General features: G+C 66.2%; 13 protein-coding genes and 1 pseudogene. 2 read left to right on the top strand and 12 right to left on the bottom strand.

Features of this window, described 5'->3' with window-relative positions; translation table 11 throughout:
* Positions 1 to 43: 43 nt before the first annotated feature.
* The 5 genes from hflC to AC1PLS_RS05695 all read right to left on the bottom strand — a co-directional run bounded on the left by hflC (position 44) and on the right by AC1PLS_RS05695 (position 4,932).
* The gene (hflC, locus tag AC1PLS_RS05715; RefSeq protein ID WP_039523939.1) at positions 44 to 907 is read right to left on the bottom strand and encodes a protease modulator HflC; all 864 of its coding nucleotides are present in this window, start codon (positions 905 to 907) and stop codon (positions 44 to 46) included.
* Entirely contained in the window at positions 907 to 2,046 is a 1,140-nt protein-coding gene (gene hflK, locus AC1PLS_RS05710; RefSeq protein WP_024938600.1) for an FtsH protease activity modulator HflK, read from the bottom strand. Before hflK ends, hflC begins: the two co-directional genes overlap by 1 nt.
* A 476-nt stretch (positions 2,047 to 2,522) precedes the next feature.
* Entirely contained in the window at positions 2,523 to 2,894 is a 372-nt protein-coding gene (gene pilH, locus AC1PLS_RS05705) for a twitching motility response regulator PilH (protein ID WP_184431914.1), read from the bottom strand.
* A gap of 524 nt (positions 2,895 to 3,418) precedes the next feature.
* Positions 3,419 to 4,315: a DnaJ C-terminal domain-containing protein gene (locus AC1PLS_RS05700; protein ID WP_481104274.1), complete on the bottom strand. Its 897-nt coding sequence runs from the start codon at positions 4,313 to 4,315 to the stop codon at positions 3,419 to 3,421.
* Positions 4,316 to 4,455: 140 nt separating this feature from the next.
* A complete protein-coding gene (locus tag AC1PLS_RS05695; RefSeq protein ID WP_039510602.1) occupies positions 4,456 to 4,932 on the bottom strand; it encodes an Hsp20/alpha crystallin family protein in 477 nt (158 codons plus the stop codon).
* Positions 4,933 to 5,094: 162 nt separating this feature from the next.
* Between AC1PLS_RS05695 and AC1PLS_RS05690 the strand changes: the two genes are divergently transcribed.
* Together AC1PLS_RS05690 and AC1PLS_RS05685 are read left to right on the top strand one after the other, a co-directional pair.
* Positions 5,095 to 5,577, top strand: coding sequence for a peroxiredoxin (locus AC1PLS_RS05690; protein WP_016903926.1), 483 nt, complete (start codon positions 5,095 to 5,097; stop codon positions 5,575 to 5,577).
* Positions 5,578 to 5,620: 43 nt separating this feature from the next.
* A complete protein-coding gene (locus AC1PLS_RS05685) occupies positions 5,621 to 6,181 on the top strand; it encodes a ferritin-like domain-containing protein (RefSeq protein WP_481104273.1) in 561 nt (186 codons plus the stop codon).
* A gap of 267 nt (positions 6,182 to 6,448) precedes the next feature.
* Here the strand turns inward: AC1PLS_RS05685 and pbpC are convergent, their stop codons facing one another.
* The 7 genes and pseudogenes from pbpC to AC1PLS_RS05650 form a co-directional block, all read right to left on the bottom strand.
* On the bottom strand, positions 6,449 to 8,869 hold the full coding sequence (gene pbpC / locus AC1PLS_RS05680) for a penicillin-binding protein 1C (RefSeq protein ID WP_481104272.1): 2,421 nt from the start codon (positions 8,867 to 8,869) through the stop codon (positions 6,449 to 6,451).
* 111 nt (positions 8,870 to 8,980) lie between these two features.
* Positions 8,981 to 9,757 (bottom strand): CPBP family glutamic-type intramembrane protease, encoded by a 777-nt coding sequence (locus AC1PLS_RS05675; RefSeq protein ID WP_184431919.1) that lies wholly within the window; start codon positions 9,755 to 9,757, stop codon positions 8,981 to 8,983.
* Positions 9,758 to 9,888: 131 nt separating this feature from the next.
* A complete protein-coding gene (locus tag AC1PLS_RS05670) occupies positions 9,889 to 10,836 on the bottom strand; it encodes a glycerophosphodiester phosphodiesterase family protein (protein ID WP_184431921.1) in 948 nt (315 codons plus the stop codon).
* A 157-nt stretch (positions 10,837 to 10,993) separates the two neighbouring features.
* On the bottom strand, positions 10,994 to 14,116 hold the full coding sequence (locus AC1PLS_RS05665) for a TonB-dependent receptor (RefSeq protein ID WP_481104271.1): 3,123 nt from the start codon (positions 14,114 to 14,116) through the stop codon (positions 10,994 to 10,996).
* Positions 14,117 to 14,333: 217 nt separating this feature from the next.
* A pseudogene (locus AC1PLS_RS05660) lies at positions 14,334 to 14,426 on the bottom strand (REP-associated tyrosine transposase); the annotation flags it as partial.
* A gap of 165 nt (positions 14,427 to 14,591) precedes the next feature.
* Positions 14,592 to 19,493 (bottom strand): alpha-2-macroglobulin family protein, encoded by a 4,902-nt coding sequence (locus AC1PLS_RS05655; RefSeq protein ID WP_184431925.1) that lies wholly within the window; start codon positions 19,491 to 19,493, stop codon positions 14,592 to 14,594.
* 677 nt (positions 19,494 to 20,170) lie between these two features.
* Entirely contained in the window at positions 20,171 to 21,154 is a 984-nt protein-coding gene (locus AC1PLS_RS05650) for a nucleoside hydrolase (protein WP_184432935.1), read from the bottom strand.
* Positions 21,155 to 21,160: the final 6 nt, after the last annotated feature.

Raw genomic sequence — 21,160 nt, 5'->3', positions numbered from 1 at the left:
AACGCCCGCATTCCGCGGGCGTTGTCGATTCAGCGCAGAGCGATCAACGATCGCTCTTGAGGTACTGCAGGAACGGGTCGTTCTTGTCCAGCACCACCACGCCGTTGCCGTCGGTCATGGAGCCGCGGTACGCCTCCAGGCTGCGATAGAACGCGTAGAACGACGGATCCTTGGCACCGGCCTGGCCGTAGATGCGGGCGGCGTCGGCATCGCCTTCGCCGCGCAGCTTCTGCGCATCGCGCTCGGCGTCGGCCACGATCACGGTGGACTCGCGGTCGGCCTGGGCACGGATGGTCAGGGCCTGCTCCTCGCCTTCGGCGCGCAGCTTGCTGGCTTCCTGCTTGCGCTGGGCGCGCATGCGCTCGTAGACGTCGGTGATCACCTGGCTGTCGGTCGGCAGGTCGATCTGCTTGATGCGCAGGTCGGTGATCTGCATGCCCAGGCCCTTGATCGCGCCGTTGATGCCCTTGAGCTGGTTGGCGATCAACTCGCTGCGGTCGCCGGAGACCAACTGCTGCAGGGTGCGCGAGTTGATCTGGTTGCGCAGCGAATCGGTGATGATCGGGGCCAGGCGCGAATTGGCGACCGACTCCTCACCACCGGTGGCGCGATAGAACGCCCGCACATCGGAGATGTAGCCGATGGCGAAGAAGTCCACGCTGACGTCTTTTTGCTCGGCGGTGAAGTAGCGCGCCGGGGCGGTGTCCAGCACCTGGAAGCGGCGATCGAACACGCGCACCGATTCCACCACCGGGATCTTGAAGTGCAGGCCGGGCTTGAGGTCGGCACGCACCACGCGGCCCAGGTTGAGCACCATGGCGGTCTGGTCCTCGCGCACCACGAACACCGAGCCCATCAGGGTCAGCAACACGGCGACGATCAGGCCGATGACTAGCGAATTCTTCATTATTCGGTTCCCTCACGGCCGGTCGGGCGCGGGCCGCGCTCCGGATTGCGGATGCCCTCGCTGCCGCCACTGGTTTGCGGCGGATTCAACAGCACATCCTGCGGCACCATCGACGGCATGCTGCCGTTGCCCGCAGTGCCGCTGTTGCTGGCGGACTTGCTGGCGTCGGCCGGCAGCGGCACATAGATGACCTGGCGGCCATCGCTGCCGATCACCTTGCGGTTCTCCGACAGCACCTTCTGCACGGTTTCCAGCCACAGGCGCTTGCGCGTGACCTCGGGAGCGTTGGCGTACTGCTCCTGCAACAGCGTGAAGCGATCGGCGTCGCCCTCGGCCTTGGAGATCACCGCCTGCTTGTAGCCTTCGGCGCCGGTCCGGGTGCGCGCACCCTGGCCGCGTGCCTCGGGCACCACCTTGGCGGCGTAGGCCTGGGCTTCGTTGATCAGGCGCTCGCGCACCTGCTGGGCGCCGTTGACCTCGTCGAAGGCCGGCTTCACTTCTTCCGGCGGACGCGCGTCCGGCAGGGTCACACCGGTAACGGACAGCCCTGTGTTGTAGGCGTCCAGTGCCGCCTGCAGGCGGTCCTTGGAGGCGATGGCCAGCGGGCCGCGATTGTTGAGCACGGTATTGAGGTCGGAACGACCCACCTGCTCACGCACGGCGCTTTGCGCGGCCTGCTCCAGCACCAGGTCGGCATTGCGCGAACCGAACAGGTACTTGCGCGGATCGCTGATCTGGTACTGCACGTTGAGCGAGACGTTGACGATGTTCTCGTCGCGGGTCAGCACCGGCACCTGGTTGCTGAAGGTCTTGATCTCGGTGGCGTTGACCTTGCGCACCGACTCGACCGGCCAGGGCAGCTTGAAGTTGGGGCCGGGCTGCAGGATGCGCGAGAACTGGCCGAAGCGCAGCACCACGCCGCGCTGCTGCTCGCCGATGAGCTGGAAGCTGGAGAACAGCACCATCAGCACCACCGCGACCAGTATCCAGCGCCCCACGCCGCCATCGAACAGCTCCTTCAACGGTGCGGGCAGATTGCCCCAGCCACCACCGTTGCCACCACCGCGCGGGCCCCAGGACCTGCGACGGTTGGGGTCCGGGCCGTCTCCGCCCTTGTTGCCGGGTGTGTTCCAGGCCATGCACGCTCCATGATCGAGGGGCTGTGCGGGCCAGTCCCGCAGTGCCGCCGTGTTGTGTGATTCGATGATTCTACTAGATGGGGCAGACCGACCGTTTTGAAAGGCCCCGATTGGCACATCCCGGTTTAGCCGCTGGGGTGGATCGGGCGGCGACGCATCGGGCGACAGCAGGGCCCGGTCCGGTCCAGGCGCGTGTCGACGCGGTCCCGGGGGCCGGAAAGGCGCGCGTGTGCTGACCTTGGCACGGGAGTCAGGCAAGGCTGGAGGTGAGCGGCCTTCGATGCGTGTTGCTGCCGGTGGTCGCGTGATGCGCGCGGGCGCGCGGCGCCAGCCGGTCTGCCGATTCCACGCTGCGCGAAGCTGGATCAGGCAGGCCTTCGTCGATCGCGCCAGCCGCGGTCAGCGCCGGCTTGTCGCACTGCGGAGCGAACCCGCGCCCCGGTCGCACCTCGTCGGCGCGCTTAGACGGTCGGCGGTTAGTCTTTCTGGTTGAACACGCGCTCCATCACTTCCAGCAACTCGTCTTCGGAGAACGGCTTGGTGATGTAGGCGCGTGCGCCCTGGCGCATGCCCCACATGCGATCGGTGTCCTGGTCCTTGGTGGTCACCAGGATCACCGGGATGTGCTGGGTGGTCGGCTCGCGCTTGAGCGTGCGCGTGGCCTGGAAGCCGTTGAGGTTGGGCATCACCACATCCATCAGCACCAGATCCGGCAACGAGGACTTGGCCGCTTCCACGCCGGCGGCACCATCGGTTGCGGTGATGGTTTCGTGCCCCAGCTTCTCGACGATGCGCTGAATCCCCAGCAGCTGCGACGGCGAGTCGTCGACGATCAGAATGCGTGCCATGTGTTTCCCCTAGTGTGCGCGGCGAGTGTAGTGCGCCGGCCGCGCTTTCGGTAGCAGGCCAGGCGGTGCGCCCGGCGATGCTGTTGCGATGTGCGATCCGGTGACGCGTTGCTGTTGTGCTGTGCAACGCGTACTACGTTGCACAGGGGGCAACTGGATTCAACAACGTCGCAGAAGGTCGTTCACCGCTGCATCGCGTGCATGCTGCCCCGCCCTCAATCCCTCACCACAGGAGAGGCAATTGGTCCCTTCTCCCATCGGGAGAAGGTAGCGCAAAGCGCCGGATGAGGGGACGGCAGAGATCCAATGCCGCAGATCGACGCTGACTGGTGCACCGCTCGTCCGCCGAACCCCTACCGCGATCCCTCCCTCGAAAATGTCGGCTGCTCCCTTCTCCCACCCGGAGAAGGTGGCGCAAAGCGCCAGATGAGGGGACGGCGGCGATTCAACGCCGCAAATCGACGTCCACTGGCGCACCACCTGCCTGCCGAACCCTCACCCAGTTCCCGCTCGACCCACGCGGCCTACACCGATTCGCCGAACGCCTTGGCCAGGTTGCGGTAGGCCTTCTTCTGCGCATCGTCGGTGGGGGCCGGGGCCAGGATTTCCAGCTCCACGATCTGGTCGCCCGGCGTGGCGCCCGGCAGGCCACGGCCGCGCAGGCGCAGCTTGCGCCCGGCGTCCGAGTCGGCCGGCACCTTCAACTCCACCGACCCGCCCAGGGTCGGCACGCTGATGGTGGTGCCCAGTGCCGCCTGCCAGGGCATGACCTGCAGGGTGTACAGGATGTTGCGCCCGTCCACCTCGAACTGCGGGTGCGCGGCGTATTCGATCTCCAGCAGCAGGTTGCCGCCGCCATTGCCCTGCCCGCTCAGGCGGATCACCTGGCCGGGCTGCACGCCCTTGGGCACGCGCACATCCAGCTGCTTACCGTTGATGGTGATGCGCACGCTGTCGCCCGCATACACCGCTTCCAACGGCACCGTCAGCTTGGCGCGGGTATCCCCGCGCGCCTGCGGACCCGCGCCTGCACCAGGGCCGGCGCCCGGACCACGCGGACGGCCGCCGCGCTGGCCGGCGAACAGGCTTTCGAAGAAATCGCTGAAGCCGCCACCGGCGCCGCCGTTGCCGAACACTTCCTCGTAGTCGTAGCCCTGCCCACCGCCGTAGCTGGGCGGGGCCTGGAACTCGTCGCCCGGGCGGAAGCCCTGCGCCTTGAGCTGGTCGTAGGCCTTGCGCTTGGCCGGGTCGCGCAGCGCCTCGTAGGCTTCGTTGATCGCCTTGAACTTGTCTTCGGCACCGGCCTCCTTGCTGACGTCGGGGTGGTACTTGCGCGCCAGCCGGCGGTAGGCGGTCTTGATCTCCGCATCGCCCGCGCTGGGCTCCACGCCCAGCGTTGCGTAGTAATCCTTGAATTCCATCTAATCACCTCTGAAAAAAACGGCCCGCAGCCGAGGCCACGAGCCAGTCATATCGCAGCCGGGCAGGCAACCGCACCTATTCTACGGTGCGGTTGCCGCCGGGAAGCGAAGCATGCCGCTCCGCTCCAGGTTTTGCTGCCTTACTGCACCGTATTGCCGGCCGGGTCCTGGCCGTTGCCGACCTGGATGCGGCGCGGGGTGGCCGCCGGGCGCTTGGGGATGCGGATTTCCAGCACACCGTTGTGCCCGGTCGCGGTGATGCCGTCGGGGTCGGCACTGTCGGGCAGCGCGAAGCGGCGGTGGAAGCTGCCGTAGCGGCGTTCGATGCGCGAGAAGCGCTCGGTCTCGGTGCTGGACTCGCCCTTGCGCTCGCCCTTGATCGACAGGATGCCCTTGTCCATCTGCACCTCGATCTGGGCGGGGTCGATGCCCGGCAGGTCGGCATACAGCACGAAGTGGTTGGCTTCTTCCTTGATGTCCACGCGCGGCACCCACTGCGCGGTCACCACTGCCGATTCGTCGGTGTCGCCGTTCTGCTCGAAGAAACGGTCGAACACGTGCTTGATCTCGTTTTGCAGCGCATGGGTGGGCCACTGGGGATAACGAACGATGTTCATTGCGAGCCTCCAAAAGGTTGGGTGAGGGGCCGGCTGCCGCGGCGCGCGCCGTTGCGCCGGCCATGTGCGTCAGATAGGCGTGCCGCTGTGGATTTCAAGCGCGTTGACGCGCTTTTCCCTCGCCCCTTTCTAGACTTCGTTCAGCCGCAGGAGCCCCGCCCCATGACCATCCACGTTGGTGACCGCATTCCCGAAGTCGTGCTCAAGCGCCTGCGCGAGGGCATCGAGGCGGTGGACACCCACAGCCTGTTCGCCGGCCGCAAGGTGCTGCTGTTCGCGGTGCCGGGCGCCTTTACCCCGACCTGCTCGGCCAAGCACCTGCCGGGCTATGTGGAGCACTTCGACGCATTCCGCAAACGCGGCATCGAAGTGCTGTGCACCGCGGTCAACGACCCGTTCGTGATGCAGGCCTGGGGCCGCAGCCAGCTGATCCCCGACGGCCTGCACCTGCTGCCCGACGGCAACGCCGAACTGGCCCGCGCACTGGGCCTGGAGATCGACGCCAGCGGCTCGGGCATGGGCCTGCGCTCGCGCCGCTACGCACTGTATGCCGACGACGCCGTGGTCAAGGCCTTGTTCGTCGAAGAACCCGGCGAATTCAAGGTGTCCGCCGCCGATTACGTACTGCAGCACCTGCCCGATTGATGCATTGATTCCCCCCAACCACTCAGAAGGAAACCGGCCAGCCATGTCTAACCAGCCAGCCAAGCAACTCCCCGACGGCATCACCGATACCGCCACCTTGCGCAGCCGCGCACGCCAGAGCATCGAAGACGGTGCCATCACCGAGAGCTACCACGCCGACCGCGAGGCGGTGATCGATCTGCTCAACACCGCACTGGCCACCGAATACGTGTGCACCCTGCGGTATTACCGCCACTATTTCATGGCCAAGGGCATGCTTGCCGACGCGGTCAAGGGCGAGTTCCTGGAGCATGCGCAGCAGGAACAGGCGCACGCGCACAGGCTCGCCGAGCGCATTGTGCAGCTGGGCGGCGAACCGGACCTCAACCCGGACACGCTGACCAAGCGCTCGCATGCCGAATACAAGGAAGGCAGCGACCTGCGCGACATGGTCAAGGAAAACCTGATCGCCGAGCGCATCGCCATCGACAGCTACCGCGAGATGATCGATTTCATCGGCGACAAGGACACCACCACCAAGCGCATCCTGGAAGACATCCTGGCCCAGGAAGAAGAGCACGCCGACGAATTTGCGGACCTGCTGGAGGGCTGGATCGGCGAGTGAGCCGAGCGATTGCAATGCAGCGATGCGTTGCGATCGATGATCGGTATCGACATTCACCGTGATGTTGAAAGTTGAAATCGGCTCGATGATTTAAGCAGACAGGGCGCCTCGAGCGCCCTGTCTGTTTTCTATGCCGCAGGATGCTGTGTGGTTGCCTGCGGCGGTAGGAGCGCACCCGGGCGCGACGGGGCATTCCCTGTAACGCTTCATCGCGCCCAGGTGCGCTCCTACGGGTGTTTGCACTGGTCGGGCGCAGCACGTGCGCGGTCAGCGCAATACGCGAAAGCGCAGCTGCGTCCAGGCACCATCGCTGGCCATTGCGGTGAGCGTATGCGTGCCGACCTCGGCAAATTCGCGCTGAAATCCCTGGCGTCCGTTGGTCTGTGCGATCCAGCGGCCATCCAGCAACCAGTCGATGCGCGCGTCGCTGCCCAGGGCACGCAGTTGCAGGCGCACCGGACGCGAGGTAGCGTTGGCACGCGCCAGCGTGGCGCGATCGCTCAGCCCGTCGATACGCAGCACGCCGCCACCGGTCATGCGCCCATCGGGCAGACAGTCCGCCGCAAGTGGCGGCAGCTGCGCAGCATTGCGCTCGGCTGTGCTGAGCCAGGGCGACACCAATGCCGGCCAGCGCGCCACTGCATGCGGCACGCGCTCATGCGCCTGGCTGCACTCCTGCGACAGCCGCTGGCCACTGCGCGCATCCACATCGAAATGCAGCTGCCCGCTTTGCCATAGCCGCGCATCGCGCTCGGCAAAGGTGGGAGGCACTGCGCCATCGAGCACGTAGGCGTCGGCGCGGCGTGCGCATTGTGCCGGTGGTGTCTGATCGGCCGCGCCGCCGAGCGGCCAGCAGATGTCCAGCGCCTGCACGGTGGCTGGCATCGGCACCGGCGCGCTATCGCCGGCGCTGCGCGGCAAGGCATCGATGACTTCGAACATCAGCGGCAGCGCGGTGACGGCGCCGTACTGGCCCGGCAGCGGCGTACCGTCCGGACGCCCCACCCACACCCCGACCGTGTAGCGACGCGTGCCGCCGATCGCCCAGGCATCGCGGTAGCCGTAGCTGGTGCCGGTCTTCCAGGCCACGCCCGGGCGCGTGGCGGTGTCGAAGGTGCCGCTGCCGTACCCGGGGCGTGGATTGCTTTGCAGGATCTCGCGCACGATCCAGGCCGCACCCGGCGACATCAGCCGGCGCTCGATGCGCGGATCGTCCGGCGTATAGCGCACACGCCCGGCGATGCCGCCGCGATTGAGCGCTGCGAATGCGCCGACCAGTTCCTGCAATTGCGCGCCTGTGCCACCCAGGATCAACGCCAGATTGGGCACGCTGCCGTGCGCAAAGCGCAGCTCGATCCCGGCATTGGACAGCCGCGCAGCAAACCGCGCCGGGCCGATCCGGTCGAGCAGGTCCACCGCCGGCACGTTCAGCGACAACCGCAACGCCGTCGCCGCGCTCACCGGCCCATTGAAGGCCGCATCGAAATTGCCGGGCCGGTAGCTGCCAAAACTCTGCGGCGCATCCACCAACAGGCTTTCGGAGTGGATCAACCCATCGTCCAACGCCATGCCGTACAGGAACGGCTTGAGTGTGGAACCGGGCGAGCGCCAGGCCTGCACCATGTCCACATGCCCCAGCCGCTTGCGATCGCCGAAGCTGGCCGAGCCCACATACGCGCGCGCTTCCATGGTGGTGTTGTCCACCACCAGCAATGCCGCAGAGGTGCGCTCGGGCAGCTGCGAAAAGTATGTGGTGACGCGTTCTTCCAGGGTGCGCTGCAGCTCCACATCCAGCGTGGTCACGATGCGTGGCGCGCGCGGTTGCGCGCTGTGCAACCGCTGCGCGAGCAGCGCCGCATGCAACGGCGGTTTGAGCGAACGCGTCACCACCGGCTCGATCCGCGCATCGTCCACCTGCGCGCGCGACCACACGCCCAGCTCCACCATGCGATCGAGCACCTTGTCGCGCGCGCGTTGCGCTGCTTCGGGATGGCGATCCGGGCGCAGGCGGCTGGGCGATTGCGGCAACACCGCCAGCAACGCAGCTTCGGCCTGCGACAAGGCCTTGGCCGGCTTGCCCAGGTACGCCCAGCTGGCCGCTTCCACGCCTTCGATGGTGCCGCCATAGGGCGCGCGCTCCAGATACAGCGTCAGAATCTCGCGCTTGCTCAGGTGCGCTTCCAGCTGCAGCGCGCGCAGCAGCTGCTTGGCCTTGCCCCACGGCGTGCGCGTATGCGGGTCGAGGATGCGCGCCACCTGCATGGTCAAGGTCGAACCGCCGGAGACGATGTGCCCCTGCCCGATCCATTGCCCGCCGGCACGCAACAGGCCCCACGGGTTGACTCCGGGATGGCGCCAGAACCAGCGGTCCTCGTAGTTCAGCAATGCCTGCAGGTACAGCGGCGACACACTCTGCGGGCTGGCCGGATAACGCCACACCCCGTTGCGGTCGGCGAACGCGCGCAGCGGCGTGCCATCGCGTGCCACCACCAGCGTGGAGGTGTCCCGTGATCTGGGCAGTGGCAGTGGGAAGGCCAGGTCCAGCAGCAACACCGCAGACAACAGGGCCACTGCGCTCCAGCGTAGCCCCGTCAACCAGCGCCGGCCACGCCGGGCCACACCCTCCTTGCCAGCGACGCGTTCCTGCGTCTGGTCGATCCTTGCCTGCGCGTGCTGCTGCTCATCCATCCTGCCAAGGATGCAGGGCAAAACGCATTTCGGCCACCATCGCGCGCGGCAAGCTGCGGCGTTGAGCGATCAACGTGACTGGACGCTCCTGCTTGCGCGACGACAGGTGCGCTAGCCCACCACGTCCGCGTGCGGCGAGCGACGCGGCCTTACGAACAGCCGCAGCAACCCCATCGCCAGGAATACCGCAGACAGGCGCAACGCAATGCCGAGCCAGCCGCTGGCCGCCGAATCGGAGACCGCAAAGACCGTCCAGGCCGCGTTGAGCGAGACATGCAACACCCAGCCGCTCCAGATCGTGTAGCCATCCTGCGCGTCCACGATGGCAAACAGCAGCGCACCGATTCCGGTAATGGCGAAGATCAACAACGCCTCGCCACCTCCACCGCCGGCCCCGAGCCAATGCACACCGCCAAACACAACCGCCTGCACCAGCGCGGCGATTGCCGGACGCCAGGCCAGCGCACGGCAGGCAAAGACGAAGCCGAAACCGCGAAACACGATTTCTTCCGCTAGCGGAAACAGCAGTGCCAACCAGAGCAGGCCAAGCAGATCGTCGGTACCGACCGAGCTGGACTGCGTCCACAGCCCCAGCCAACACGGCAGTGTGGCCAGCAACGTCAGCGCCGGGCCGCGCAAGCCGTTCCAACGCAACCCCAGACGCGCCGCGAGCTCGCCTGGCATGCCAGGACGCAGCAACGCCGCTGCGACGAGCACGACCACTACGCTGAGCAGATTGTCGAGAATCCCACCGCCGTAAGGCACCGGAATTTTCAGGATTGGAAAACCAAGGGCCTTGGCCACATCGCGCACCTGCAGCGCGACCAGCAGCACCAACAACCAGACGACATGCGGCGTGAGTCGGCGCAGGGATGTATCGAGCGGCATGCAGACGCCCTTGCGTGCAAACGAACGCTGACTATAACGGCAACACCACCGCCGCAGTTCCACGGATCACATTGCGCGGCGACATCCGCTCCCGTCGCATGCCAGCTGCATGCGGTGATGCAACGCGACGCTCACCGCTGCTCCAGCGACGCGCGATAATGCAGCAAGGCTTCCGGCGCATCGGTCTGGATGATCGAAACGCCCTCGCGGTACAGGCGGCCCCACACCTTGTCGGGATCGCGCTCGGCGTCGGCGTCGCCGCCGTAGCCGGCGATGAAGCCTTCCCACAGCGAGTTGACCATCAGCCGCACCTTGTGTGCCTTGCTCACTGCAACCAACGCGGGCAATCGCGCTGCCGACATCTTGGGCAGCTCGAACGCGACCGGATGCGCGTTGCGTGTCTGCGCAGTGGCGATCGCGGCCAGGTCGGCAGTGCCATGGGCGTTGATCAGGATCGGAAAGAAATACACCTTGTCGAACGGCAGCATCGCCGCCAGGGGCGGCGTGGCGATGCCGGCTTCGGCCTTGACGATCACCTGGTGCTGCATGCCGGCACGGGCAACCGCATCGACCACCTGCACGTAGATCGCATCCTTGACGTCCAGGTTGAGCAGGATGTGGCCCTTGGACCTGGCCAGCATCTGCTCGAGCGTGACCACGCGTTGATCGGTCAGCGGCGCCTGCGCGCCACCTTCGTCGCTGCGCAGCCGCAATTTTTGCAGGTCGGCCAAGGTCAGCTCGGACAGCTTGCCGGTACCGTCGGTGGTGCGGTCCACGGTGGCGTCGTGCAGCATCACCAGGGTGCCGTCGGCGGCGCGCCGCACATCGGTCTCCATCACGTCGGCACCGATGGCGATGCAGCGCTCCAGCGCGGCCAGCGAGTTCTCCGGTGCGCTGGCCTTGAAACCATGATCAGGCGCAGGCGCATGGCAACCGCGATGAGCCACCACCACGATGCCGCCGTCAGGATTGATCAGCCGGGCCTGGATTGCGGCCACGCCGGTGGGCGCCGCGCCCGCATGGTTGGCCAGTGCCGCGCACAGCATGGCCGCGACGGTGGCGGCAGTACGTAAGCTCATCGAACAACTCCACTATGAAGGAATTAACAGAACCATTGCGCTACCGTCAGGTGAGCGCGGTCGGCACACGGCATGGCATCAGCCAGGTGCACATCTTGATTTCCACGCACTGCACGCACCTACCTGGGCTCTACTCGTCATGCCAGCCTCGCCGCGCCTAGAACGTCGGCGTAAAGCGCAGACCGAACCAATACGTCGTAGGCACCGAATAGCTGTCCTTGAGCAGGTTCTGCCCGGGGCCGGTCACGCTGGTGATGCGGCTGTGGGTGAGGTTGCTGACCTGGCCGATCAGGCCGAGCTGTTTGCTGATCGCATAGGTCGCGGTGAAATCCAGCTGCGAACGCGGCGACCAATACAGGTCCTGCCAGTCGATATTGCTGACGATGGCACGCAAGGCCTTGCCCTGGCGATTGTAGGCCGCGCGCAGCTCCAGCCCGCCGCTGTTGTAGAACAGCGTGGCGTTGGCGGTGTAGTCGGGCTGCCCGACCAGGTTGTCGAGCTTGCGCTCGCGCTGGCTCATATTGCTGCCGCTGCCAACGCTGTAGGGCACATCCAGGCTGCCATCGAGCACCGCAAAATTTGCACTGAAACCGACCCCACTCAGCCACGGTGCGATCGGCGCCAGGGTGTTGACGATGCCGTTGAACTCCACCCCGCGGATACGCGCCTTGGCGGCATTGGCCGGCGTGCTGATCAGCGCGTTGGCGTAAGTGGTGCCGTCGAAGGTGAAGCTGTCGGTGCGCGACAGCGTAAAGATCTCGTCCTGGATGCGCTTGTCGAACACGGCCGTGGACGCGAACGCGTCGAAATCGCCGGGCAGTTGCCATTCCAGCGACAGATCCAGGTTGTTGGACACGCGCGGCTTGATGTCCGGGTTGCCGATGGTGACGGTGACGCCTTGCGCATTCGGGTTGCCGGCATCGGCCGTGTTGACGAAGCCGATCGAGGTGCGCGCCGCGTACGCATCGTATGGCGGGCGGCCGAGCGTACGGCTTGCGCCGGCGCGCAGGTCCAATGCATCTGTCAGGTGGTAGGTCATGATGGCCGAGGGCAGCAGATAGTGGTAATCGGCACTGGTCGGGTTATCGACATACACATAGCGGTTGGTCGCGGCATCCAGCTGCCGCTGGCGGCCGACCGTATCGAGCCTGGTGCTGTCGAAATGCAGACCGCCCTGCACATTGAAACGCTCGCTGCGATAGCTGACCAGGCCATAGCTGCCGAAGGTCTTTTCGGTATGGGTGAAGTTGTCCTGATTGCTGAAGGCCTGCTGGTCGGTGCTGTTGAACGCGCTCAACGGCGTTGCAGCCAATGCGCGATTGGCCTTGTCTGGATCGATGGTGATCAGGTTCAGGCCGGCGTAGCGCATCGGTGCCCGGCCGGTGCCCGCCACATCGGCCAGGCCGAATGCCGGCGCACTGGTATTGGGTTGATACTCGACGCGATAGATGTCGTAGGACGGTTTGTCGGTGGTGTACGACACGCCTGCTGCAAAGCCGATCCCTTGATCGCTTTCACCCTGATTGAAGCCGTAATCGAGCCGACCGGTCAGGATGCGATCGGCCGCGGTGCGTTTGTAGTCCGGGCGCCAGTACGACAGGCTGTAGTTGCCCAGATCGTTGTAGGCCTGCGGCGACACCCCGAAGCGCTGATCGAAGCCGGAGGTGTCGTAGTTGAATGCGTAGTTGGGCGTGGCATTGATGGTCACACCGCTGCCGGTCTGGCCCACCGGTACCGGTGCGGCGCGGGTGATGCCGGTGGCGTACTTGATCATGCGGATCGGCTCGTCGTAGGTCGCATCCGACCACGCGCCGCGCGCGGAGAACTGTTGCCGATCGGTGGGCCGCCAGATCGTGCCCAACTGCGCGACCTTGGTGCGCGTGGTCACGATCTGGTTGGAATAGCCCACCTCGATGTCGCCGCCGGGATAGCTGCCGGAGCTGGCGGTCTGATTGAACACCTGGCCACGGTTGCGCGGGTCGATGATGACCTCGTTGCGCTCCATGTTGTCCTTGAAATAGTAGTAGCCGGCCGTTGCATAGGCTTCCAGTGCGGCACTGGGATGCACTTCGAACTTGCCGGTGACGCCATAGCGGTCGCGCTGGTTCTGCACGTACCAGTACTTGTCCTGCTGCGGCACCGCCCAGCCATTGCCGAGATTGGCGCCGGTCTGCAGCGCGCCGTTGTTGTCGTAGAACCCGTAATGCACCGTGTCGGTGGTCATATGGGTTTCGGTGTAGCTGCTCAGCGTCTGGTAGTTGGCCGACAGGGTGACCCCGTACTGCTGCTCGCTGCCGAAGGTACGGCTGCCGGTGGCGTTCAGGCGATAGCCCGGGTCGTCCTGATCGCGCGGCTTGCCGACATCGTTGGCGTGGCCCAGCGCCGCTTCGGCACTGAAGAAGGGCTTGCCGCCGTTTTCGAACGCGCTGCGTGTCTTGAGGTTGATGGCCCCGCCCGTTGCGTTGGGGTCTAGGTCGGGCGTGAAGGTCTTGACCACCTGCAACTCGCTGACCATCGATGCCGGCAGCAGGTCCAGACGCACGCCGCGGGTGATCGAGCCGAGCGTGCCGTTCGGCGTGCCGGGCGAGGCAATGGTCAGCCCATCGATGGTGACGTTGTTGTAGGACGGGCCCAGGCCGCGCAGTACCGGTGTAGCGGCCTCGTCGCGCGGATGCTCGTTGTCGGTGGCCGGCAATACCGACAGACCGGGCACGCGGCGCAGCGCTTCGACGATGGTGCTGTCGGGCAAGGCGCGCACATCGGTGGCGCTGATCACATCGGTGATATTGGTTGCCGCGCGCTTGCTTTCCACCGCAGCGGCATTGGCACGGCGCACGCCGGTGACCTGCATGGCATCAAGAGTCTGCACGCCGGTTTTGGTGGGGGTGGCCGGTGCGTCGCTAGTGGATGCCTCGCCTTGTGCCGATGCAGGGGATGCAGGGGATGCAGGGGATGCAGGGGATGCAGGGGATGCAGGGGATGCAGGGTCTATGGAATCAGCGGATGCATCTGCTGGCAATGGAGAACGTTGCCTTGCAGTCGCAACTTCAGCCTCGGGCGTGGATGCCTCGTCATTATTAGCTGTAGGTGCATCTGTAGTTGTAGCTGCGCTCGCTGATGCGCCCGCGGTCGCGGTCATGGCCGCAACAGACGTTTGAGCGAAGTCATCGGCTGCAATAGCCGCCCACTCGTGTGCGCAAGCCTGCGGAGCTGGCGAACACGCCGCAATGGCAACGGCGAGAACGGACAAGTGCAAACGGTAAGAATCGGAGCGCTGCATGGAATCCCGAGATCGCGCAGCGGGAATGCCGCGCCTGTGAGAAAGCACGCCACCGTAGCCAGCAAAAATGACCCCTGCATGTCGCTGGCATCGCATCGAAAAGACAGTGCGCAGCGATGTCGCCGTAAGCGAAGAAGCGCTGGCGTAGGAGCGCGCCTGCGCGCGATGAGGCTTTCCAGGTGATGCCCAATCGCACGCAAGCACGCTCCTACGGCAGCTAGATTGCATCCCAGAATGGATAATCGCCGACCCGCTCGACCAGCTCGGCGCGCAGTGGGTTGGCGATCAGGTAGCGAGCCACGGTGCGCAATCGTCTTCCAAACGATCCTTGCGTGTCGCTTACATCGCATCGAAAAGACAGTGCGCAGCGATGCCGCCGTAAGCGAAGAAGCGTTGACGTAGGAGCGCGCTCGCGCGCGATGGGGCGTTACCGGTAACGCCCCATCGCGCGCGAGCGCGCTCCTACTTTGTCGCCCTACGGCTGCACCACCGTCATCGTCGCTGGCGTGCTGCGCCCCACGCCGCGCAGCTCGGGGCGGTACATGTCTTCCACCAACGATGGCGGCACCGTGTACGTGCCCGGGGTGACTGCACGCACCAGGTAATACAGCTGCGCCTTGCTGCCCGAGGACAGCGCCAGCGCGGCCACATAGCGGTCGTCGCGGAACTCTTCGTGCTTGACGTCGGCGGCGCTGGAACGCTCGCTGATGCCGATGCCGTCCACCACCACATCGGCCCATTGCTTGGCATCGCCGAGATTGAAGTTCTCGATCTCCAGGCCGGCCGGCAGCAGGTCGGTCAGCAGCGCGTCGGGCATGTCGCTGTTGGCGGTGATGGTGACGCGCACGATCAGCGCTTCGCCTTCCTTCAATGCACGCGGGGTCCACGGTTTACCGTCGGTGGTGTACCAGCTGCGCTCCACGCTGAGGTTGCGCGTGTCCGGCTCCGGCGCGCTGCGCGGGATGCCGGCCACTTCCAGGCTGGCGTACATCGGTGCCTCGCCCTGCGGTGCGAACTGCACGCCGCGCGCCAGGGCGGCGCTGTCGAAACTGCGACCGAAAAGGCGTGCCGGCGCAATCTCCTGCGTCTCGCCGCCAACAGTCAAGGTGCCGGACACCTGCTTGCCCTGGCCGACCATCAAGGCCTTGCCCAAGCGCGCCAGCGCCACCTGCTCCTGCGTGCTCAGCCACAGCCAGCCGGTGGCGCGGCGTGCATCCAGCGCCCGGCCCAATGCCACTGCGCGGGTGTCGTACTCGGGCTTGGACAAGCCACGCTCGTGCAGCAGCGCCATCATCAAGGCATCGTCGCGGATCGCGCTGCCGTAATCGGCGAAGTACGGCGGGCGCTCGCTGCTGTCCTTGGCAAAACCCGCCTTGATCGCCGCCTGCCCACGCTTGGTGTCGCCCTGCAGCGACAATGCCGCGCCCAGATGCACCAGCGACAAGCCGGTCAATGCCTTGTCGCGCTGGTTGTCGTACAACGCGCGCAGCGTGCCCAGCGGCGCGCGGTTGACGCGTGCCAGCACATAGCCGGACCAGGACTGGTTGGCGAACTTCAGGCTATCGCGACGGTCCTGCCCGTAGAACTCGTTGCCACCGGACAGCAGGTCCTCGCTGAGCCGATTGAGCGCCTTCTGCAGCACATTGTCGGGCACCGCAAAGCCGGCGTCCTTGGCGTCGAGCAGGAACTCGGCGATGTACGGGGTCAGGCCCGGATTGACGTAACCGTCGTCGCCCCACATCGAAAAATGCCCGCTGGCGATCTGCATCGAGGCCAGGCGACCGAATGCGCCTTCCATGCGCTCGCGGCGCTTGGCCGCCTCCAGCCCCTTGGTGCCCAGCGCCCTGGCGGTGGCATCGTCGAGCAAGAGCGCGGCGTAACCCTTGCTGGTGGTCTGCTCGGCGCAGCCATACGGATAGTCCAACGCCCCCTGCAGGGCGCTGGCGAACGGAATCGGCGGCAGCGGGCTGACCACCATGCGCGCGGTCACCGAGCCGGCCATCAGGCCATCGGCAAAGCCGCTGTCCAGGGTGATCGGCGCCAGCGGATCGAGCACGCGCGTCTGCGCACGCAACACCTGCGGCCAGCCGGCACGCACCGGCAGGTCGTAACTGCGGTCGGCCTTGAAGCCGTTGCCGTCCACACGCACGCGCACCTTGGCCACGCTATAGCCTTCGGTGGCGCTCAGCGGGAAGCTCAGCGTCTGCTTGGCATCCACACCAAGCTTGACGCTGCGCGCCGCCTCGGCGATGGCCAGCGGGCCGATCCCGTCCACGCGCACATTGAACTCGCCCGGCTTGCCGGTGAAGTTCTGCACATCCAGCGTCACCGTGCTGCGGTCGCCCGGCGCCATCACGCGCGGCATGCTGGCCTCGGCCAGGATCGGGGCGCGCACCACGGTTTCCACCGCGTGGTTGCCGAACCGCGTATCCGAATACACCAACGCCGACACCCGCAGCGTGCCGTTGAAATCCGGCACCGGCAGTTGCACGCGCGCATTGCCCTTGGCATCGAGCTTCACCGAGCCGGAGAACAGGTCCACGGTCTGCACGCGCGCGGTCGGGCGCTTGGCCTGCGGCAAGGCTTCCAGCGCCATGTCGCCGCCGAACTTGAGCTTGCCGCTGGCGCCTTCGAAGCTCTCGATCACGCGGCCGTAGATGTCGTAGGCATCGGTGCCCAGACGACGCTGCGCGAAGAACTGCGCGTTGGCATCGGGCACCGGGAAGCGGGTGATGTTGAGGATGCCCACGTCCACCGCCGAGATGGTCACGTGCGCCGCCTTGCCGGCCAGCTCCGGCACGCTCACCGTCACCGGCAACGCCTGCTCGGGGCGCATCTGCTTGGGCGCAGCCAGGCCCACCGCAACGCGTCGCGCCTTGCGATCCATCGGCACATACGCCACGCCCACCGCACGCGCCGGGGTGATCTTGCTCGGCGCACTGCCGCCGCGGAACACCAACGCGGTGACGTAGACATCGTGGCGTTCCCACGCGTCGGTCACCGGAATTTCGAAGCTGCTGCCCGGCTTGACGTCGATGTCCTGCACGTACAGCAGCTTGTCGCTTTCCACCAGCAGCACGCCCTTGCCGGCATGCGGCGGGGTCAACGTGACGGTGAGCGTGTCGCCGGCGCGATAGGCGGTCTTGTCCAAGGCCAGCTTGACCTTGTCCGGGCGCGCGTCCAGGCCGCGGTTTTCGTCGTTCCAGCTCCAGCCGGCGCGGAACGGGTAGCGCGTGGTCAGCCCGGTGGACGGGTCGAACACATCCAGGCGGTACTCGCCCCACTCCACCGGGACCTCGAGCTTGGCGTTGCCGCCGGCGATGTCGAGCGTGCGCGTGTCCTTGTTCTCGAAGCGGCGGGTGAAGTCGTAATCCCAATGGTCGTCGGTGTAGTTCCAGTGGTAGTCGCGCAGCTCGCGCACCAGCGTGGCCTTCAGGCCCTTGGCCGGCTGCGGCTTGCCATCGGCATCCACGCGGGTGATTTCGAAGCGCGCGGTGCCGTTGGCGTCGGTGCCGTCCTTGTCGTCGAACAGGGGGCGCACGCCGACCAGCGCCTTGGCCGGCCACAGCACGCGCTTGACGCTGCGGGTGACGGTGCGCCCGCCGGTCTCGTACACGCTGCCCGAGACCACCGCCGCAATCGTGCTGACCGGCTTGGCTTCGGCAGGCAGCGCGATGTCTTCGCGCAATACGCCATCGCTGCCGAACTCGGTGTCGATCACGTCCTTGGCGTCGCGCGGCAGCTCCAGCGTGGGGTCGCCGAAGAACCAGCCCGGCAAGGACTCGAGCGGATGCTGCTCAACGCTGACCGCAAGCTTGGCGGTGAAGCGGTTGCCGTCGGCCGGCGCGCCATACAGGTACGCGGCATTGGCGACCAGCGTGAACGGCTGGCCGGCGCTCAGGGTCTTTTGGGTGCTGTCCAGATCCAGCTTCATGCGCTCGGGCAGGAACTCTTCCACGCGCACGGTCATCCCCTGCACGGCGTCCTTGCTGGCCGGATCGGTGCGGAATTCCACCTGCCAGCGGCCGGTCGGCGCATCGGCCGGAATCTGCTGGCTGAATTCGAAATAGCCCTGCTCGCCCGGCTGCAGCTTGGTCTCGCGGAAGGTCTTGCCGTCCGGCTGCTTGAGGCGCAGGAACACCGGCTGCGGCTTGGTAGGCTTGCCGTCGTTGTCGCGCAGGATCGCCGACACGCGCATGGTCTCGCCAGGGCGATACAGGTCGCGGCCGGCCCAGGCGAACACGTCGAACCAGGCGCTCTCGCGCCCGGCCACTGCGAATTCGCTCAAATCCAGCGCCGGCTGGTTGAACGGCAGCACCGAGATATCGGTCTTGCTGCGGGCCACCAGCACGTGGCCGGCATCGAGCGTGTAGTTGAGCAGCGCATTGCCGTTGCCGTCGGTGGCACCCTTGAGGAACAGCTCGCCCTTGGCATCGAGGACGCGCACTTCCACGTTTTTGATCGGCTCGCCGCTCTGCAGCGAGGCGGTGTGCACGAACAGCTTGTCCTTGTAGGCGCGCGTGTGCAGGCCGATGTCGCTGACGGTGAAGAACGCGGTGTCGAAACCATTGTCGAAACTGCCGGCACGCTTCATCACCGCAAAATACAGGCCCGGCTCCTGCAGTTCCTTGATGTCCTGCGTGGGCAGGTAGGTCAGCACGCGCTCGTTCTGCTTGCCGCCGAGAATGAAACGATTGACGTAGACCGGGTCGGCCAGCTTGGACAACGGCTGCTTGTCGGTATATTCGCTCTCCAGCTCCCAGCTGCCGCGACGACCGCCGCGCTGGAACTGCTGGAAGAACGCGGGCAGCGACTTCTCGCGCACGCGCAGGAACTCCACGTCCACTTCCGGTACGTTGACCGACACCACCGGCAGACCGCGGCTCTCGCGTGCCGGCAGCACGCTGCCTTGTGAAGCGAACCCGGCCACTGGCTTGAGCGCGCCGGTGTAGACCTTCTGCTTGAGCGGCTTGCCCAGGCGGCTGCCATCGGCGGCCAGCAGGTTGGCGTCGACCAGGACGGTGTAGTCCTTGGCCGCTTCCACGTACGGGTAGCGCAGCGTCTTGCCGTCGTCGGACAGGGTCCAGCTGCTGTCGCCGGTGCCGACTTTTTCCTCAAAACGCACCAGCGCATCAAAGTCCTGCGTCCCCACCAACGGCCGCGAGAATTCCAGCGCCAGCGATAGCCCATCGCTGGCCTGGTCGGGATAGGCGCGCGCCAGCGCGAAACCGGTGATGGCCTGCTTGTCGGCCTTGATCGCCTCGCCACTGGCGGCAGGCAGTTGGCCGCTTTCGTTGCGCTTGCACGCCACCGCGCCGATCGCCACGCCCAGCAAGACCACCCACAGCAACATGCGCCGCGTGCCCGACCACGTCATCCCTGATTCCCGGCTGTCCATTCGCACTACCCCATGACTGAGGACGCAAGTATAGCGATGCCGTTCACTTCACCGATGGCGGCATGAGACGACGCAAGGACTTGCCGATGGGCGGCGATGATGCGCCATCGGGCCAGCGCTGCGACGGCACCGGCGCGCCCGACCAGTGGTGAGCGCAATGGTTTGACACCGGTCCATGGCAGGCCGCTGAGTTGCGGCTTGGCTGCAGGGCCCTTGCCCGCCCACCATCGCAGGACACGCCGCAAGTACGTCCATGTAGGCTCTTACGCGGCATCCATGCCGCGTAAGGTCCCGCGACGGTGGCCGGGCAAGGACCAGTCGAGATGGTCGGTGTGCAGGGGCGCAAACAGGGCATGGCGTGCATTGTTCGGATGATGGTGCATCCAACAAACGTTCCATCACAAGCAGAGCAACAAGCAGGCATTCAACAAAGCAGCCGACGCATTTTCTGGTGCGGTGTCCTCGCCGATTGCGGGACCGTGTGGCGGCATGGATGCCGCCACCGAGCCTACAAGGACGTACTTGCGGCGTGTCCCGCGAGCGGTGAGGGCACCACGCACACGACCAACCAGGCTTTTGACTGCATCCCAAAGTACGGCCAATAAAACCACTGCGCTCGCCACCAAGCCGGCGCTCACCACATTTGATAGCCACTCCTAGCGCAACTGCAGCATCGTGCGCATATACAGGTCGATCAACGCCGGCTTGTCCGCGCGCAGGCAGGCCTGCACGTTCGGCGTGCCTGCGCCTTCGCGGGTGTAGCCCTGCGCATCGACGTCCAGATGCAACGGCGTGGTCGGGCACAGGTCGGGGCGCAGCAGCCAGGCCACCGGCACTGCGTCGAACAAGGTCGGCGTGGCGCTGGCCCAGGGCTGGTCGGTATTGCGCCACTGGTAATACAGCTGGGTGAGCGCATCGGTGAGCCCATCGCCATGTGCAAACAAGGCGATGCGCTCGGGTTCTTCCAGCGTGATCTGGGTGGCGTCCAAGGGCAGCAACACGATCGGCACGCCGGCCGCGAACACCCGCTGCGCCGCCGGCACATCGGCCAGGATGTTGTACTCCGGCGCCGGCGCGCTGGCCGGACGGTAGGCCGACTTGCCGTAGCCGACGCGTACCGACCCGCCCATCGCCACGATACGCTTGAGCTTGGCAAAGCCGGCCGGGTCGCGCTGCTGCGCCACTGCGGCGTCGGTCATCGGCCCCAATACCAGCAAGGTCACCTTGCCAGGGTGCAGGCGCGCCTGCTGCAGGATCATCGCCGCCGCATCCGGCAGCTTGCCGGGCAACTGTCCCCTGGCGGCCCAGCGCGCCTGGCTGAAGGGGATCGCGCTGGTGGTGCGTGCGCCCACCGCCAACGGAATCTCGCTGCGCCCGGCCTGCTGCAACAGGCGCTGCAGCAGTTGCGCACGCAAGCCGGTGTCGCCCCAGGCCGATGCGATGCCCAGCACATGCAGCTGCGGGCTACGCAGCAACAGCCCGAGCGCAAACGCATCGTCGATGTCGTCGCCGATGTCGGTGGAGACCACCAGCAACTCGGAGGACGTCGACGTAGACGTGGGCATTGGCGCCAGCTGCGCGGCAGTGGCGGCAGGCGTCTGCGCCCATGCCACTGCCGACGCACACCACAGCCCCAGCATCCACCA

It is taken from the genome of Xanthomonas sp. NCPPB 3218, from assembly GCF_056725185.1.
Note: the sequence above shows the minus strand (reverse complement) of the source record. Positions and strands in the feature narration are given on the sequence as shown.